This is a genomic window from Nocardia sp. CA-084685, from assembly GCF_050955785.1.
Lineage (GTDB): Bacteria > Actinomycetota > Actinomycetes > Mycobacteriales > Mycobacteriaceae > Nocardia.
In genome coordinates this window covers 1085901-1103428 of sequence record NZ_CP192094.1, presented here as the reverse complement: position 1 = coordinate 1103428, position 17528 = coordinate 1085901, and the positions used below count along the sequence as shown (strand labels likewise).

12 protein-coding genes and 1 pseudogene are annotated in these 17528 nt (G+C 63.6%); 10 read left to right on the top strand and 3 right to left on the bottom strand.

Translation table 11 applies throughout. From position 1 onward, the window contains the following. Positions 1-98 precede the first annotated feature (98 nt). The 7 genes from ACQP2U_RS04705 (at position 99) to ACQP2U_RS04675 (ending at position 7885) form a co-directional block, all read left to right on the top strand. Positions 99-1304, top strand: a complete 1206-nt coding sequence (locus ACQP2U_RS04705; protein WP_433713558.1) for a DUF7373 family lipoprotein — start codon at positions 99-101, stop codon at positions 1302-1304. A gap of 237 nt (positions 1305-1541) precedes the next feature. After that, a complete protein-coding gene (locus ACQP2U_RS04700) occupies positions 1542-2744 on the top strand; it encodes a DUF7373 family lipoprotein (RefSeq protein ID WP_433713557.1) in 1203 nt (400 codons plus the stop codon). Between the two features lie 8 nt (positions 2745-2752). Continuing rightward, entirely contained in the window at positions 2753-3946 is a 1194-nt protein-coding gene (locus ACQP2U_RS04695) for a DUF7373 family lipoprotein (protein ID WP_433713556.1), read from the top strand. A 124-nt stretch (positions 3947-4070) separates the two neighbouring features. Further along, positions 4071-5153 (top strand): DUF7373 family lipoprotein, encoded by a 1083-nt coding sequence (locus tag ACQP2U_RS04690; protein ID WP_433713555.1) that lies wholly within the window; start codon positions 4071-4073, stop codon positions 5151-5153. A 98-nt stretch (positions 5154-5251) separates the two neighbouring features. Next, a complete protein-coding gene (locus ACQP2U_RS04685; protein ID WP_433713554.1) occupies positions 5252-6844 on the top strand; it encodes a serine/threonine-protein kinase in 1593 nt (530 codons plus the stop codon). Between the two features lie 378 nt (positions 6845-7222). Beyond that, positions 7223-7558, top strand: a complete 336-nt coding sequence (locus ACQP2U_RS04680; protein ID WP_397031554.1) for a WXG100 family type VII secretion target — start codon at positions 7223-7225, stop codon at positions 7556-7558. 33 nt (positions 7559-7591) lie between these two features. Beyond that, on the top strand, positions 7592-7885 hold the full coding sequence (locus tag ACQP2U_RS04675; protein WP_397031552.1) for a WXG100 family type VII secretion target: 294 nt from the start codon (positions 7592-7594) through the stop codon (positions 7883-7885). Between the two features lie 70 nt (positions 7886-7955). Here ACQP2U_RS04675 and ACQP2U_RS04670 read toward each other — a convergent pair whose 3' ends face one another. Both ACQP2U_RS04670 and eccCa read right to left on the bottom strand, forming a co-directional pair. Beyond that, complete coding sequence (locus ACQP2U_RS04670; RefSeq protein WP_433713553.1) at positions 7956-9260, bottom strand: type VII secretion-associated protein; 1305 nt, start codon at positions 9258-9260, stop codon at positions 7956-7958. A 140-nt stretch (positions 9261-9400) separates the two neighbouring features. After that, entirely contained in the window at positions 9401-13441 is a 4041-nt protein-coding gene (gene eccCa, locus ACQP2U_RS04665; RefSeq protein ID WP_433713552.1) for a type VII secretion protein EccCa, read from the bottom strand. Positions 13442-13615: 174 nt separating this feature from the next. Here eccCa and eccD point away from each other — a divergent pair, with 174 nt between their 5' ends. The 3 genes from eccD to ACQP2U_RS04650 are packed head-to-tail and all read left to right on the top strand — an operon-like array spanning position 13616 to position 17358. Next, on the top strand, positions 13616-15082 hold the full coding sequence (eccD, locus tag ACQP2U_RS04660) for a type VII secretion integral membrane protein EccD (RefSeq protein ID WP_433713551.1): 1467 nt from the start codon (positions 13616-13618) through the stop codon (positions 15080-15082). Continuing rightward, the gene (mycP, locus tag ACQP2U_RS04655; RefSeq protein ID WP_433713550.1) at positions 15079-16485 is read left to right on the top strand and encodes a type VII secretion-associated serine protease mycosin; all 1407 of its coding nucleotides are present in this window, start codon (positions 15079-15081) and stop codon (positions 16483-16485) included. The genes eccD and mycP overlap by 4 nt, the downstream gene beginning before the upstream one ends. A gap of 60 nt (positions 16486-16545) precedes the next feature. Further along, the gene (locus ACQP2U_RS04650) at positions 16546-17358 is read left to right on the top strand and encodes a potassium channel family protein (RefSeq protein WP_433713549.1); all 813 of its coding nucleotides are present in this window, start codon (positions 16546-16548) and stop codon (positions 17356-17358) included. On the opposite strand, the pseudogene ACQP2U_RS04645 reads toward ACQP2U_RS04650, so the two are convergent. Continuing rightward, a pseudogene (locus ACQP2U_RS04645) lies at positions 17289-17486 on the bottom strand (type VII secretion protein EccB); the annotation flags it as partial. The gene ACQP2U_RS04650 and the pseudogene ACQP2U_RS04645 sit on opposite strands and share 70 nt — an antisense overlap. Positions 17487-17528 lie beyond the last annotated feature (42 nt).

Genomic DNA, 17528 nt, shown 5'->3' with positions numbered 1-17528 from the left:
ATCGACAAGGGTATTGCAAACCAAGCCCTGAGGGGTCCCCGTCCGCGGCGTCCGTCCGGTAACTTCGAATGCACATCGGGAGGAACGAGGGGCCTGTCATGGTTAGGACTTCGCGGATCGCGCTCGCCGTGGCTTGTATCGCGGTGACCGGGGTGCTGGCCGGGTGCAGCGGGGTGCAGGGTACGCCGCTGGCGGCCGAGCAAGACGTGCGCAAACTCGAGGTCGGCACCTATCCGGTCGATCGACACGAATACCAACAGGCGGCGGGCTCGAATGGGGCGCTGGTCGAGGGTATGCGGATGTCGGAGGCCGTAGTCGCCAGTTCGAAGATCGACCCGTCGCTCACCTATGGACGTGAAGGCAAGGTGCTCAGCAGCATCGACGATGCCGTCGAACACGTGGCGGCCGCGTCCAAGCCGGTGCTGGTGAACCGCAACTACCTCACCGGATACGCCACCAGCGGTTCGGACAAGCCCGATCCACCCGGTCAGACCCGGCCGTCGGCCGACACCACCGCGATCACCAACGTCGTGTTCCGGTTCCCGGACGAGGCCACCGCGAAGATCGCGGCGCGCGAACTCGAGGACGCCGATATCAACGTCTCCCCCGACAACCGCAAACTCACGTCGAACAAATATCCGGATGCCTTTATCCACTGGCGTCCTGGCATTGCCAATATCGGAACCTTCATGGCGCACAAGGAGTTCGTCATCTCATTGTTCGTCGGGCGGCCCCGGGCGGAGAGTTCGGACCTGGTGAGCTGGGTCGAGAAGACACTCGATGCCCAGGTCCCCGCATTGGACAAATTCCAGGCCACGCCGAAGGACGAATTCAGCAGCCTGAAGGTCGATCCGGAAGGCATGCTGGCGCGCGTGGTGGTCGCTGATCGCCGTGGGCACACTCCGAATGCCGATAACTTCGCGGTCTACGGACCGAGTTACTTCGTGCAGTCGGCCGAGGACGAGAGCAAAACCCAGAAGCTGGTGGACGAGGCCGGAGTCGATCGGTTCGCCATCGTCGACAACGGTTCGGTCACCCGTGTGCGGGACTATCCGGCCGCGCGGAAATTCATCGACGGGCTGATCGACGAGGTGCGCGACACCTTCGACCCGATCGACGCACCCAAGGACGTTCTGGGCGCGAAGTGCTTGCAGCTCAACAGCAAAGGCGATCCGGAGCGACAGTACAAGTACCGCTGCTATGTCCCGTACAAGCGGTATGTCGGTGTGGTCACCAGCGATAAGGAACCGGATGTGCGACAGAAGGTGACCGCGCAGTACGCGCTGTTGGCCAATAGTCTCTGATATACAGCGCCTCTGAGGGCTCGGTGGAGGACGATCCCTAACCGGTTCGCGCCGTTGGCAACTGGCCCGCGGGCTGGAAGCGGTCCTCGCTGGAAAGCTGGCACCGATGCTCGAATCCAGGTCGAGCTGGCGGCGAGTCGGTGTCCTTCCCGAAATGGCCCCGGCGCTCGCGACAAGTGTGAAGTAGGATCCCGCGAGGAGTACGAACGGGGAGAATGCATCCTGAACGGGGGAAGTATGAGGTACCGAGGCGGTTTCGTCGCGGTGCTCGCCGCAATAGCCGCAGCGAGCGTGAGTTGTTCGACGACTGTGACAGGACAACCGGGCCCCGGGCTGGCTCGGGTCGATGTGGCGACATTGAAGACCGGGGCATATGCCCCCGAGCCAACTGCCTACGCCCCGGACATCACCAGCATCCCCGACCTGCGGCTGATCGAAGCGCGCCGGATGCTCAACTACTTGATTCATCCGTTCGAGATCGATAGCGAAATCAGCGAGACCACAAATCAGACGTTAATGACGAACGCCGATTCGATGATCAGCGAGAAATCCTTTCCCGAACTATATCGCCCCGTCGCGACGGACAACAATCTCCTTGCGGGAGTTTATGTCTCGGGCACCAACGGTAATCTCCGCACTCGTAAGAAGCTGATCATCTCGATACTGCGTTTCCCGACCGACACGGCTGGGCGAGCCGCCGCCGACCAGTTCGATCAGCTCACCAACAGCAATCCGGGCCGTCATCCGGTGGCCATTCCGGGGCATCCGGATGCGCGGGCCTCCTCGGCCGACGATAAGACGGTGACCTCGTTCATCGCGCACGGTCCATACGTGATCGTCGCGAATGCTGCTCTGCCCCAGCCGGATCAGGCAATGGTCGCCAGCAATATCGCTAAGGCCATCGATCTGCAGACCGCTCGATTGGACCAGCAGCGACCCGTACCACTCGACGATCTGCTCGACCTGCCGACGGATCCGGACAACATCATGCGCCGCGCCCTGCCCGAGGCACCGGACTTCAGCGACCCGTTCATCGGCAAACGTGATTTCGGCTATTTCGAACCGTCCGGCGAACTGCACTTCGAACGCAATCCGATCGAGGTGCGCAAGGCATTCGATGAGAGCGGAGTCGATCTGGTCGGCCGTCGTGGCGCGATCCTCTATCGCGCGCGTGACCTGTCCGGCGCCTTCCACCTGCAATCCGTGCTGGCCAAGACCGGCAAGAACGACGAGATCATCGCATCGCCACCGGGCCTGCCCGATGTTACCTGCGTCAAGCTCGATACCAGGGACGACACAAGGAATTACGATCAATATTGCGTCGTGGTCTATGGCAGGTACGCGGCCGTCGTCATCGGGAGCACGTTCACCGGAAACCTGGATCCGGTGCTGTATCAGCGCGCCGCCGCTCAGTACGCAATCCTGGCCAAGAGCGAATGAGTCCGACTATGCGATTCCGAAACAGCCTGTACGCGATAATCGCTGTGGCCCTTGCGGCGAGCACCGCCTGCGGTGACACCAAGGACACAACCACCCCGACCATCGACATATCCAAACTGGATTCCGGGAACTATCCGACAACGCCACGCGATATGGAATCCACGCGCACAACGGATTCCGGAGCCAATCTGGAGTCGGTGCGGATCGGAAACTCGGTACCGCTGCCTTTCGAAATAGACGGGAAGTTCGCTTTCCAGCGCCTGGCGTCCGTTGATGGGCGAACTACCCTGAAATCCCCAGCAACCATGACGTCGATCGCGAGTAAGGAGTTCCCCGACCTCGCACAAGGACTCGTCGCCGGGTGGGAATCATCTGGCGAGCGACGCAAGAACCCGTGGGTCGGCAGCTCGGTAATCATTGATACGCTTCGATTCTCCGACGCGGCCAAGGCCGAGACCGCCGTCCGTCGCCTTGCGGACCGCCAGGCGGAGGTGGATCCCGGCGAGACCGTGACGATCCCGGGGCACCCGAGCGCCCGTGCGAAATGGTCGCCAGTCAAGCGGACCCTGGATTCATTCCTCGCACATGACAGCATGCTGCTCTACGTGTACATCACCGATCCGGTCAGCGAACCTGTCGACACAGCGCCGCTGATTGCTTTCACCCAGGCCGCTTTTACCAAGAGTATCGAGGCACTGAAGAACTATTCGCCGACGCCGATCGAGCAGCTCGCGTCCCTTCCGCTGGATACGGACGGACTGCTCGGCCGGACTCTGCCGCTCGAAGATCGGCAAATGAGCATTTCCGGGATCGATCGGACGAGGCTCATGACCGCCCGCAGCGCGCTGCCTTCCGAGAGCTTCCCGGCACTGTCGAAAGCCGCCTTCGATGACGCCGGCGTCGATCTCGTCGCATACTCCGGCGAAAAGGTATTCCGCACTCGTGATGTCAGCAGCACCGTCCGCCTGATCGCCGCTCTTATCGATCAGCGTTCGGATGGATACCGTTCGATCGAGGCGCCACCGAACTTGCCGGATGCCAAGTGTTTCGACACCAAGGATAAGAAGACCTCTGAACTCAGTTATCCGCCGGTGTGCTACCTCGCCTACGACCGATACGTCGCGAAGGTGCAGGGAACCAATGTGCAAGAGGCGTACCAAAAAGCCGCTGCGCAATACAAGTTACTTGCTTACGGGCGTTAGGGGAGGCATGAAACTCGCTACCAGGCCGACGGCCGTTCGAATAGTGGTGGCCCTGTGCACGGCCGCGGCATTAGCAGGGTGTGGCGCGCAGGTGACCGGACAGCCGCTCCGCGTGGAGCCGGACGTGTCGAAACTCGATGTCGGCAACTATCAGACCAAGCCGCGTCAAATAGGTAATGCCAAGAGCAACAAACAAGCTCGAACACGGGAGGCACAACGACTGGCCGACTACGTGGCGCTGCCCTACGAAGCCGATCCGTCCTACGTCGAGGATGCCTGGGGCATCGCGACGCATATTGTCCTCAACCGCAAGACCCTCGGCAGCCTCGTCATCAACGACACCTTCGATGATGTCGCGAAGGATTTGGTCGCGGGTTGGGTCAACGCGTGGCGAACCGGAGGTGCGCAGGAGGACAAGCGACGAACACTGAGTGTCGCTGTGCTGATGTTCCCGGATGCGCAAACCGCGTCAGCGGTCGGACCGACGCTCGAACACGACGACTTCACCTACAATGCCGACAATCAGCCTGTTGCGATCGCGCAGCCGAATACGTACGCCCATTGGCGGCCGGGCATTTCCTCTATCGGCTCGTGGACGGTGCGCGACCGGTACGTCGTCTACATCAAGGTGGTGGACGATACCTCCGCACCCGATTTGCCCGCGTTGACATCGCAGGTCGAGAAGATGCTCGGTGTGCAACTGCCGCTGCTCGACAAGTTCCAGCCGACTCCGGTCGGCGAACTCTCCCGTATCCCGCTCGACCCACAGGGTTTGCTCGGCCGAACCATACCCAGCAATCCGGAAAGACCCATCCGCGCGGAGCCCGATGGTGTTTTCAGCGGCCGCGGGACCGTGTCGTTGATGAACGCAAGCCAAACAACACTGCCGGAATTGGAGAAGCACGGCGTCGATCTGGTGTCCTTCGGTGATGCCGTTGTCTTCCGCACCAAATCACGGAAGGATGCCGACGATCTCTGGACGAAGTGGCAACCATTGAAGCCCGATCAGAAGATGATCGGCGCACCGGCCGGACTCGGCGAACATGTGCAATGTTTCGCCGATGGCGTAACCGACAAGAATCCGACCGGCTCGATGAATCTGTGTATGTTCCAGGTTGACCGGTATGTCGTGCAGGCGTTCGGGAAACAGCTGCAGGATCTGCACCAGAAGGTCTCCGCGCAGTATGTCCTGCTGCAGAGCCGCTGAGGGCGGTTCGGATGCGACTCGAATACCCACCGACGACTTGCTAGATTTCTGACGAAGGCTCGTGTGTCCGGGCGTTCGACATCATCGAGGAGGACCGAATGGCGTTGCGGCCCGGCGCAATCGTAGGCGGCTACCGGGTACTTCAAGTTCTCGGCAGCGGCGGGATGGGCACGGTGTACCTGGCCCAGAACCCGATCCTTCCCCGTCGTGACGCATTGAAGGTTCTCAGCGCCGATCTGTCCACCGATGACGAATTCCGCGCCCGCTTCGAGCGCGAAGCGAATCTGGCTGCGGGACTCGATCATCCGAATATCGTCGCGGTGTACAACCGCGGCGAGGAGAACGACCAGCTGTGGATCGCCATGCAGTACGTCGACGGTGTCGATGCCGCGGACGAGGCCAAGAAGGGCCCCGCCGTGATGACACCGCAGCGCGCCCTGCGGATCGTTTCCGAGGTGGGCAAAGGGCTCGACTACGCGCATCGACGCGGGCTGCTGCACCGAGATGTGAAACCGGCGAACTTCTTGCTCTCCGCCGCCGAAGAGGGCGATGAGGAACGAGTGCTGCTCACCGACTTCGGTGTCGCGAAATCCTCCGAGGACGGCCAAGATCTCACCGCGACAGGCAATTTCATGGCCACCGTCGCCTATGCCCCGCCCGAGCAATTGGTCGGAACCAGCCTGGACAACCGCGCCGATATCTACAGCCTCGGCTGCTCGTTCTTCAAGCTGCTTACCGGACAGAACCCGTATCCGTCGACCATGCCCGCCGTGGTCATGATGGGCCACCTCCATGAGCCGCCGCCGAAATTGAGCACGGTTCGACCGGGTCTGCCGCCCGCGTTGGACGCGGTGATCGAGAAGGTGATGGCCAAGGACCCGACGCAGCGCTATGCGACGTGTCGCGAGTTCACCCAAGCTGCCGAGGCCGCCCTCTACGGCGCGCAATTCCGAGCTCCGGAAGTCGGGTACTCGACCGATAACCGCATGCCTGTCGCCGGATATTCGACCAACCCGACGATGCCGGTAACCGGGGACCCACACTCCTCCGGCCACCACCTTCGAACCCGAACGCCTGCTGCCGGATTCGCGCCGCAGGAGAATACGGACCAAAGCCTGATCTCGACGCAGCGAAATCACGCACCACGGTCTGCCATCCGCCGCTTCCTGATACCAGCGGCTCTCGCCGTGGTTGTTATCGCCGCCGTCGCGGCTGGAACATTTTTCCTCACCAACGGTGGATCTAATTCCGGGGCCAGTGGCGACAAGGTGGCCGAAGCGCGCAGCGCCAACCCGCAGTTCTCGGGAAAGACCGTCACCGCATTCAATTTCGGCAACTCGACGCTGTCTGTGGTGCTCAACCCCAGCGACCAATCCAAGTTCCTGCAGAACCTGGGCTTCGTCTACAGCACCAAGTACAAGGCCGTCGGCGATGAGAAGTCGCCACGTGCACTTTCGGCCGCTAGTTATTCGGCGGACATCGATTCCGAGGTGGTTATCGTGCTGCGGACCGATAGCCAAGCCGGGAACGGTGGCCTACGTGGCTTGCCGGGGAGCATTCTGTCCAGCAACGCGAAGATCGTGGTGGTCGATGACCCTACGACAGTGCAGGCGTTCCAGGTGTGGACCGCACAGTCGCAGAACACGCTGGCGGACAAGATGGTTCCGACAATCGCCAAGGTCGTGAAGTAGCGCAACGCGAGGTGATCCACAGCTCTTATCGAACTGGGATCCGTCTTGTAGACGCGAGAGCGCGCTGTTCGGTAGGGTGTTCGCAGCCAGCCCACTCGCCAGTTCAAGTGGCCGCGAACAGGGGGAAGGAGGGGATCGGTGTGCTGGTGGCGACCGAGACGACGACATTGCGGTCCGAGACATCCGGGGGGATCTCTGAGTGCCCTCCGACCGTGATGAAGCCGGTCGACAACGCTACAGCGCCCGTGCGACGCGGTGTATCTGCCAGAATTCTTTCGAACTGGATGGAACCGAACGGGCCCAGGACGCGTCCAACCATATGAAGAGGTCAACTAGCACTTGGGACGTTGACCAGAACCAGAACCAGGAGCAGAAGCGATGACTTCACCAGGGAATTTCGCTGCGGATACCGAGGGTATCAATGCCAAGGCGAAGGAGTTCCAGGAGCAGCACAACAGCCTGATGCTCGCCATCCGGCAGTTGAAGACCGATGAAGACAACATCACGAACGGCGCCAACTGGCAGGGTGCGGCCCGCGACGCGTTCAACGCCTTCATGGAGCGCTACTACTTCCAGGCTGACAAGATGAACGACCAGCTGATGGAGACCTCCGAGAAGCTGCTCAAGATGAGCAACTCGTTCTCCGATCAGACCAACGACTTCGCCTCCAAGGTGCAGGCTCAGGTTTCCAGCCTCGACCTGCCTGCGGTCTAAATTCCAGAATCACGCAGCATAGGAGCCTGAACAATGAGCAGCAGCAAGCCGATCTCCGCCAATTTCGACGGTGTCGCCGACGGTGCCCGTCAGATCATCAACCGCGCCGAGACCATTCGCAACGAGCTCGAGGCGTTCGAGAAGAAGGTGAAGGCGTTCTTCGACACCCAGGGTGGTCAGGCGAAGGAAGCATTCGACCAGTACCAGACGACCTGGAACCAGCATGTCGTTCAGCTGAACACGACCCTGCAGGGCGCCGCTCAGCTCGTCGATAAGGGCAACTCCGAGCTTCAGGGCACGGACACCGCGCTCGCTGGCCTCTTCTGAGATTCGACTCGGAATCATTCGTGCCCCCGGCATGTGGTCGGGGGCACGAATTACTTTTGGGGAACAGCGATTACGGCGTGGCCTGAATGGATGCCGCGAACTGCTCGCAGATCTGCGCGATCGAGTCCCCGCTGCCGAAGTACTGGCATCCGGTGCTCACCTGAAGTCCATGCTCCACCAATACATGCCAGCTCACGGTTGAGCCGTCGCCCGGTTGTTCGGTGTAGGCCAGGCCCGATTTACCGCCGAATACGATGTCGCGCTTCAGCTCGCTGACCGTACCACTCGGCCGCTGCTTCATCTGGGCCTCGAGATTCACCGCGACCTGCTCGTATCCGGTACCCGTTGCGACCGGAGTCTGGATCAGGGTGATGCGCATCCGAGTTCCGTCCGAGGGGACAAGATCCACCCGCGACTTACTCGGGTCAGGCGCCTGCGCGAATCGCCATCCGGCCGGTATCTGAAAGCGCACGTGCCCAACGGTTTCCGCTGCTTTGGCCGTAGTCGACGGCGGCGCGCTGATCGACGGCGCCGTGGGACGCGCGGAGACAGCTGTGCTTGCGGGTGCGGCGGTTGGGTGGTCCTCCGAGCCGCCGAACGCGAACACCGCACCGACGGCCCCGGCCGCCACCACCGCAACCGCAACCACAGCACTCACGACGTACACCTTCGTATTGCGCCGAGGCGGCTGCATTGCGGCTGCCCGCTGCCGCAGCGGCTGCATCCACTCCTCGGTCGGCAATGGCGCGACCTCGGGCTGATACTCCGGTTCAGAGCGCGGTCCGCGCACTAGGTCCGCGCCCGTTACCGGACGGACCTCGACCTCCGGTCCACGGAGCTGCTGCGCCACTGACCTGATCAGATCCAGCTTCGGCGGATCCGAAACACCCACCGCCTGAACGACATCGATGGGTTGGCCCCCGAGGAGCCGATCGAGGAGTGCGGCCAACTCGTCGACCCCGGCCGCATCCGGTGCGATATCGGATATCGCGAGATTCGGTTCGTGCTCACACGATTCGATGTGCATGCCCTGATGGCTACGCACGACGGCGGTCGCCGTGGTCGAGAGCGGGCCGAACTCCAACACGACCGTGCGCCTGCTGCGCGCGGTACGAGCATCGGCGACGACGGCGCGTATTGCCATGTCCTCGAACACGATATCGGTCGTGAAGCGCCGCACTGCATCATCGATGACCGCACGTCGCCGCCTGCCCCATTCGGTCGGGCACACGATGGTGACCTGTTCGCACGGAATCGCGGCACCGAGGTTGCGCAGGACGGTACCGACCACCGCGGTCATCGCTTCGGCAACTGCGGGTACGCGCGGCAGCAGAGCTATCCGGTCCCCGCCGACATACTGGACCGCGGAACTCACCTGTGTAGGCGGCGTAAGCGGCTCTCCGACAACAAGATCCCCATCGCTTCCGAGTACCACCGAGGGCGGTGCATCCCAATGAGTGGCCGGACCCCGTGCCCAGACGCGGGTGTCCGTCACTACCAGATCGATGTTCGACATCACTCGGCCGGCGGCATCCAGGCCAACTGGATCAGACCTTCGCTGTTGCGCGTGACGTAGGTACCGCGACCGGGCGGTTTGATACCCGGTCGGGTGTTACCGAACAACACACCCTCGTCCTTATTGCAACTCATAACCAGCGCGGCCGAACCGAGATCCTTCATGCGCGCTACCGTCGCTTCGTACATGGCCCGGCTGGCACCACCGGAGCGGCGAGCGATGATCACGTGGAAACCAAGGTCACGTGCATGCGGCAGGTGGTCGACCAGCGCCGACACCGGGTTGCCGCTGGAGGACGCTACCAAGTCGTAATCATCGACGATGACGTACAGTTCCGGACCCCGCCACCAGGAGCGGTCGCGCAGTTGCTGCGGGGTGACGTCAGTGCCCGGTGTGCGCTGCGCGACATAGGCGGCGAGATCGGCCATGTTCTGGGTGAACTGCGGTGCCGTGGAACCGTATCCGGCGAGGTATCCGTCGGGCACGAGTCCCAGCATCGACCGTCGGTAGTCACCGAGGATGAAACGTGCCTGATCCGGTGTATTCGAGGCGGCGATGCTCTCGATGATCGACCGGAGCAATGTCGTCTTACCGCTTTCGGTATCACCGATGACGATGAAGTGCGGGCTCTCGTTGAAGTCGAGGTAGACCGGTGCCAGCTCGGATTCGTTGATGCCGAGCGGAATTCGCATGCACTTGGCTTCCGGGTCGACCTGCGACGGCCAATTGCCCGCGAGTTGCAGCAACTGCTCGCGCGGCAGCATTTCCGGCAGCATCCTGGCCGCGGGCGCGGGTCGTCCCGGGGTCAGGCGGGCAATGGTTGCCACCGCATCGGCGACGGCTTGGCCGAGGTTGTCCTGATTCGCGCTGCCATCGATGCGCGGCAGACCGGTCAGCATGTGCAGGCACTCGGGCGTCATACCGCGGCCCGGACGACCCTGCGGCACAAGCGAAGCGAACTTGCGGCCGAGGTCGGAGTCCATGGGGTCACCGAGGCGGAGTTCGATGCGGGTGCCGATCTGGTCTTTCAGGGCAGGTCGCGCCTCGGCCCAGCGGTTGAGGGCGATGACGACGTGCACGCCATAGGAAAGGCCCTGTACCGCAAGGTTCATGATCGGCTGCTCGAGCGGGTCGAAGTCTTGGCGGATCGAGCTGAACCCGTCGATCACCAGGAAGACATCGCCGAATGGATCCTCGTGGGCACCGGCCGCGGCCGGACTGCTCGCCGGGTCCATGGCGCGCAGACGGCGGAACTCGATCATCGATTCGATGCCGATTTGACGGAACCGCGCCTCGCGTTGACGGACGACCGTGGTCATTTCGGCAATTGTGCGGCGAACCTTGTCCTCATCGAGACGGCTCGCCACCGAACCCACATGCGGCAGGCCTTCGAGGCTGCCCAGAGTACCGCCACCGAAATCGAGGCAATAGAACTGCACCTGTTCGGCTGTGTGGGTGAGGGATAGGGCCATGATCATGGTGCGCAGAGCCGTTGACTTGCCCGACTGGGGACCGCCGACGACGGCGACATTGCCTCGTGAGCCCGACAGGTCCACCACGAAGGGATCGCGGCGCTGGTCGTAAGGTCGGTCGACAATACCCATGGGGGCGCGCAGGGTGGCGATGGCGGAGTATTCGCCGGTGAGCACGCTGCGCGGGATGAGTTGGTCGAGGGTGGGGGCCTCGTCCAGGGGCGGGAGCCAGATCTCATGCGCCGGGCGGCCGTGGCCGCGGATGCGGGAGGCCAGCATATTGAGGTTGGAGATCTGTTCGCCGTCGTCGGACTGCGGTTCGGGATCGTGGGTCGGCTCGGACGGCAGCGGGATGCGGTCGATGGCGCGGAAGTCGACGTGGGTGGCGGTGAACGGCCTTGCCTTGACGTCGATTTCGCCACCGGCGACGCCGGCCTGGGTAACCTCGCGCTGCGAACCGCCACCGACGTAGGGGCCGGAGACGTAGGCGGCCTGGAAGCGCTGAATCTCGCCCGAGTCGGACTTGAGGTAACCACCACCGGGGATGCCGGGCAGGTTATAGGCGTCCGGGACGCCGAGGACCTGGCGGGATTCATTGGCGGAGAAGGTCTTCAGGCCGATGCGGTAGGACAGGTGGCTCTCCAGACCCTTCAGCTTGCCCTCTTCGAGGCGCTGCGAGGCCAGCAGCAGGTGCACGTGCAGCGAGCGGCCGAGACGACCGATCATCACGAACAGCTCGGCGAAATCCGGGTGCTGGGTGAGCAATTCGGAGAACTCGTCGAGCACGACGAACAGTGCGGGCAGCGGGTCCAGATCGGCGCCAGCGGCACGCGCCTTCTCGTATTCGGAGACGTTGGCGAAGTTGCCCGCCTGGCGCAGCACCTCTTGGCGGCGATTCATTTCACCGGCCAGGGCGTCGCGCATCCGGTCGACGAGGTCGGCTTCCTCTTCGAGGTTGGTGATAACGGCGGCGACGTGCGGAACGCCGTCCAGGCCGAGGAAGGTCGCACCGCCCTTGAAGTCGACGAGCACCAGGTTCAGCTGGTCGGGCGAATGCGTGGCCAATAGGCTGAGCACCAGGGTGCGCAGGAATTCCGATTTACCGGAACCGGTCGCGCCGATGCACAATCCGTGCGGACCCATACCGCTTTCGGCGGCTTCCTTGATATCGAGTTCGATGGGCGCGCCGTCCGCACCGACACCGAAGGGCACGCGCAACCGCTCGCGGCCGTAGCGCGGACGCCAGGCGTGTTCGGGATTGAATGTGCCGATATCGCCGAGCTTCATCAGCTGGGTCCAGGTCGAGATCACTTCGGCGTCATCGTTTTCGACATCGCTGCTGCGCTGAGTCGCGGCGCGATACGGCGCGAGGCGGCGGGCGACCTGCTGAGCCTGCTGCGGGCTGATCCGGTCGATGAGGGCGAAACGCTCCTGGTTGCCGGTGGCCCCTCGACCGACGCATTCACCGTTCTCCACGACCATCTTGATGCCGCGCGAAACCGCCAAACGCGGTGCGTAGCCGCACAAGTCGAGAATGGTCACACCTTCGTAACCGGATTCCCGTAATTGGTCTTCTTCGGCCTCGAGCAGGCCACCGTCGACGACTATGACGATATGCACCAGGTTGGCGTTGGCGGGCTGGTTACGGGAATAGCGCACGCGGTTGGCCAGCAATGGATGCAGGCCCGCGGTGGCCTCCCGGATCGAGCCGTAGAACATACGCTGGGTGCCGATGCCGTCCTGCGCATCCGGGTGCTGGGTGTGCGGCAGCCACTTGGTCCACTCCCATTCGCGGGCGGTGTCCGGACCGCAGACGACGGCGATGAGCACCTGGTCCGGTGCCTGGAACATGCACAGCTGCAACAGCATTGCGCGGGTCATATCGCGAGCTTCGGCACGGTCGCCGTCGAGGGCGATGGTCGCGAATCCCTTGACCGCGATCGCGGTCGGCAGATCCGGCACCGTCGAGTGCGCGCGCACGAAGCGGCGCAGCGAGACCGCCGCGATCGGCTCCAATTCCTCGACCGGGCCGGTCTCCGGCGCGACCAGACGGGTAGCCAGACGCTGTCCGCCGATGCCGATGCGGGCGTGGCAGAAGTCCTTATCCCCGGCGCGGCGTTCCCACATCCGGGAAGTTCCGGCCAGCATCCAGATCAGGGCCGGCTCCGGATGGCTCCATTCGACCGAAGCGCGCTGCTGCGTTGCGGTCTGGTCGACATCCTTACGTACCTGGTCGAGGTAGCGCAGATAGTCCTTGCGGTCCTCGTTCGCCTCGGCCGCCTTCTGTCCCTTGCCGCCGCCCTGACCGGCGAACATGCCGACCATGGAGACGACCATCATCATCGGGAACATCATGCTCATCGGGTTCGACGCGATGCTGCCGCCCTGGGTGAACAGCAACGCCATCATGCCGACCATGCCGACGACCATCACGACCGGCATCAGCTTCGATACCAGACTGCCCGGTGTCACCCTTGGGATTTCGGGCGGCGGCTGCAGCGTGACCTCGCCACCCGGCGAGCGCGGCATCTCGCGACGCGCACGCCGCTGGAACCGGACGGTACTCATCGAACGAGATCCCCCTCTTCGCAAGCTGCACTTTTTCGGCCTCAGTGTAGAGGGCACAGCTGACATGTCGTACAGTTCGACCAGCATTCTGCTGCCCGAACGGTGGGTTCGCAAGCTCGGCCCCCTCGCTCACGGGACGCGGAAATACGAGGTAGAGACCGAGTTGGGGGAAGCTTGACGCACGCGCGACTTGACCACATCGACGAAGAATCCTCGCGCGGCATCGTCCGTGCACCCGACCTCGCCCGGGTCACGATTCTCGCGAAGCACACCCAGGTGGATATGGCGATTCCAGTCGATGTGCCGGTCGCGCTGGTGATTCCGAGTGTCGTCGATATGGTCGCTCAACACAGCCGCACCAACGATTTCGACAATGAGGGCGAGCGCTTCGAGCCCGCCGACTGGGTGCTGGCCCGAATCGGCCATCCCCCGTTCTCCAATTCGCTGAGCCTCGGCGAGCACGGTGTGCGCGACGGCGAACTGCTCATGTTGGAGAGCGCCTCACATACCGCGCCGACGCCGCTGTTCGACGACATCATGTACAACGTCGCGATCGCCGACACCGATCACTATCGCAGTTGGACACCGAAAGTCGCGCGGATCACCGGTTCGGTGCTCGCCGCGCTCACCATGATCGTCGGCTGCCTCGGCCTGCTGCTGTCCAAAGACGCACTGCCGGGCTGGGTCAGCGGTTCGCTCGCATTGACCGTGGCGATTCTGCTCGTGGTCGCTGGCATGGTGCTCAGCCGGATGTACGGCGATACCGCGACCGCGCTGGTGCTCGGCGGCTGCGCGCTGCCCGCCGCGTTCACCGCCGGAATGCTTTACGTGCCAGACGATTACGGTTGGGCGCATCTGCTGCTCGGCTCGGTAATGGTCGGCGCGACAGCGGTTCTCGCCTGGCGCGTCACCGGCGTCGGGCTCGCGCTGTTCATCGGCGCGGCCACACTCGCGGTGTACGCGGTACCGGCCGCGCTGGTCGGCGTGCTGACCGATCAGGAAGAGAAGGCCATCGGTGCCGTCGTCGCCGCATTCGGTCTCGCGGGTCTTTCACTGTCGCCACGGGTTTCGATGCTGCTGGCCAAACTGCCGCTGCCACCTGTCCCGTCCCCCGGCACCCCGATCGACCCCACCGAGGACGATCCGGACGATCACCGCGCGCTGCCGACCATGGAAGTGCTGCGGGTGAAGTCCGAGCGGGCCCGCATGTATCTGGCCGGACTCGTCTCGGCGACCACACTGGTCTCGGTGACGGGTGCGTTGGCGTCCACTGATCCGGGGGCCGGTGATCCGTACTGGCCGGGTATCGCGCTCGCGCTGGTCACCGCCGTGGTGCTGATGTTCCGCAGCCGGACCTACGCGGGTGCGGAGCAGGCCGTGGTGCTGATCGCGGGCGGTGCGGCGATCGTGCTGATCATGATGGTCGGTGTCGCTATCGGTATGGAGCAGCCGCTGGCCGTCTTCGGCGCCGCGATGGTGGTGCTGGTGGCCGCGCTGATTCTCGGGATCATCATTCCGAATCAGTCCGCGACACCGCCGATGCGTCGTGGCGTCGAATTGCTCGAGTACGGGTTCGTGGCCGCCGTGCTGCCGCTGGTGTTCTGGGTGGCCTCGCTCTACTCGCTCGTTCGCGGGCTGTGAACCGGCATGTGCGCGTCGCGGCGGCGGCCGTGGCGTTGGGCCTGAGCGCGTCGTTGGGTGCCGGTGCCGGTGCCGCTTCCGCGGATCACCCGCCTGCGGTGAATCCGGGTCTGCTGCCCGCGGGCGATCCGGCCGCGCCGCCCGAAAAGACCGAGCGGCCAGCGAATTCCGATTGCTCGAATACCGTGTCCGGTGGTGAGGGCGCAACAATTCCGACCGCGCAGCGCTCCCTCGATCTGGGCAGCGCGTGGCGGTTCTCCATGGGGGAAGGCCAGACCGTCGCCGTCATCGATACCGGTGTCGCGCGGCATCCCCGATTACCCGGATTGATCGCCGGCGGCGACTTCGTGGCGAACTCGGGTGACGGCACCGAGGACTGCGACGGACACGGCACCTTCGTCGCAGGGTTGATCGCGGCTTCCAAGATCGACGGTCAGGGGTTCTCCGGTGTCGCACCGGAAGCGCGCATCATGACCATCCGCCAGACCAGCAAGATGTATCAGAAGGAAGGCCGGGCCAGGGAGCGCAACCCCGACGACCTGCCCGAGGGCTACGGCAATCTGGCCACCATGGCCTCGGCGATCCGGCGTGCGGCCGATGCGAACGTGAGCGTCATCAATATCTCCGAGGTGTGGTGCGGCTCATCCAATGACGTCGACGGATCCATCGGTGCGGCAGTGCGATACGCGACGCTGGAGAAGGACGTGGTGGTGGTCGTGGCCGCCGGAAACCAGGACGGCTCCTGCAAGACCGAACAGCAGATCATCGATCCGCTGCGTCCGTCCGCCGATCCGTGGAGCAATGTCAAGGTCAATGTGAGCCCGGCACGCTGGGACGACTATGTGCTCTCGGTGGGTTCGATCGATTCGAACGGCGCGCCGTCGAAGTTCACCGTGCCGGGACCATGGGTGAGTGTGGCCGCGCCCGGCGAGAATATGACGTCGCTCGACCCGCGCGGCACCGGGACCGCGACGGGCACCGTGAATCAGCAAGGGCAGCAACAGACGATGAGCGGGACGAGCTTCGCGACGCCGCTGGTTTCCGGTGTGGTCGCGCTGGTACGTGCCCGCTTTCCAGATATGAGCGCGTTGGACGTGGTCAAGCGGATACAGGCCACCGCGCACGCGCCCGCCGAGGGCTGGAGCCCGTATATCGGCTACGGCGCGGTCGATCCGGTCGCGGCGCTGACCGACGAGGTGGACAGCACACCGCTGCCGCCCAAGCGGCCGAGCCCGGCCAAGAGTGCCCAGCTCGCCGTGCCGAAACCGGCTCCGCCGCCGGACAATCGAGCCCGCAATGTGGCACTGATCGGCACCGGGGTCATCGGGAGCCTTTTGGTGCTCGGCTACCTCGCCTCGTTCCCGATCCGCCGCCGGTTCGGGGTCGACTCCGACGATCTGTAGCGTCGTCGTGGCGAACAGCGGTACATAGAGTGTCGCGCCCGATCGATACAGGTAGTTCCCATGCACGCAGCACCCAGCCATCCGAGTCGTAGACAAGCCTGGGAACACGCGACCGGTATCCCGATGCTGGTGCTTGCCGTGCTCTTCATCTGCGTCTACGCCTGGCATGTGCTGGATACCGGTGCGTCACCGCGTCTCGATACCTGGCTCGAACGCATCGACATCATGATCTGGGCGGCATTCGCGGCGGACTTCGGCATCCGGACCTGGCTGTCCAGCGATCGCCGGCGGTTCGTGCGCACACATCCACTGGAACTGGTAATCGTGCTGTTGCCGCCGTTCCGCCCGGTGCGGCTATTGCGAGCAGCGCTGTTGGTGCTCGACCAGCTCAACCGCAACCGGGTGACACGCGCCCGGTTAGCGATATTCGTCGGCACCAGTTCGGCACTCACGCTGATGCTGTGCAGTCTGGCGTTCTTCGATGCCGAATATGGCGCACCCGACAGCAAAATCCACAACTTCGGCGATGCCCTGTGGTGGTCCATGGTGTCGGTGACCACGGTCGGCTACGGCGATGTGTATCCGGTGACCGTGCACGGCCGCCTGATCGCGCTGATCCTGATGACGCTCGGCATCGGCCTGATCAGCTTCGCCATCGGCACCACGACCAGCTGGCTGATGGATCAGCTGAAAGCCGTCGAGGTGACCGCCGATCGCACCGAAGGTGAGATTACCGTGCTGATCGACGAAATCCGTGCGCTACGAAGCGAAGTCGCCGAGTTGCGCGTGGCCTCGAAGTCCTGCGGACGCAGCAGTGCGAGTACGCCACAACCGGCCAGCACCACGATCGCCATGATCAATCCCGATGCGTAGGCACGGGACTGGGAGCGCATCGGATCGTGCAGCATGCGCACGTCCCGGCGCACCAGCGCGTGTTCCATCCGGCGGACCAGGAAGCGGTAACCGCTCACCTGCCAGCGTGTAGTGGGTTTTGAAGGCATGTTTCCCTCCCCGAACAATGCTCGCGTTCGCCGAACACAGTA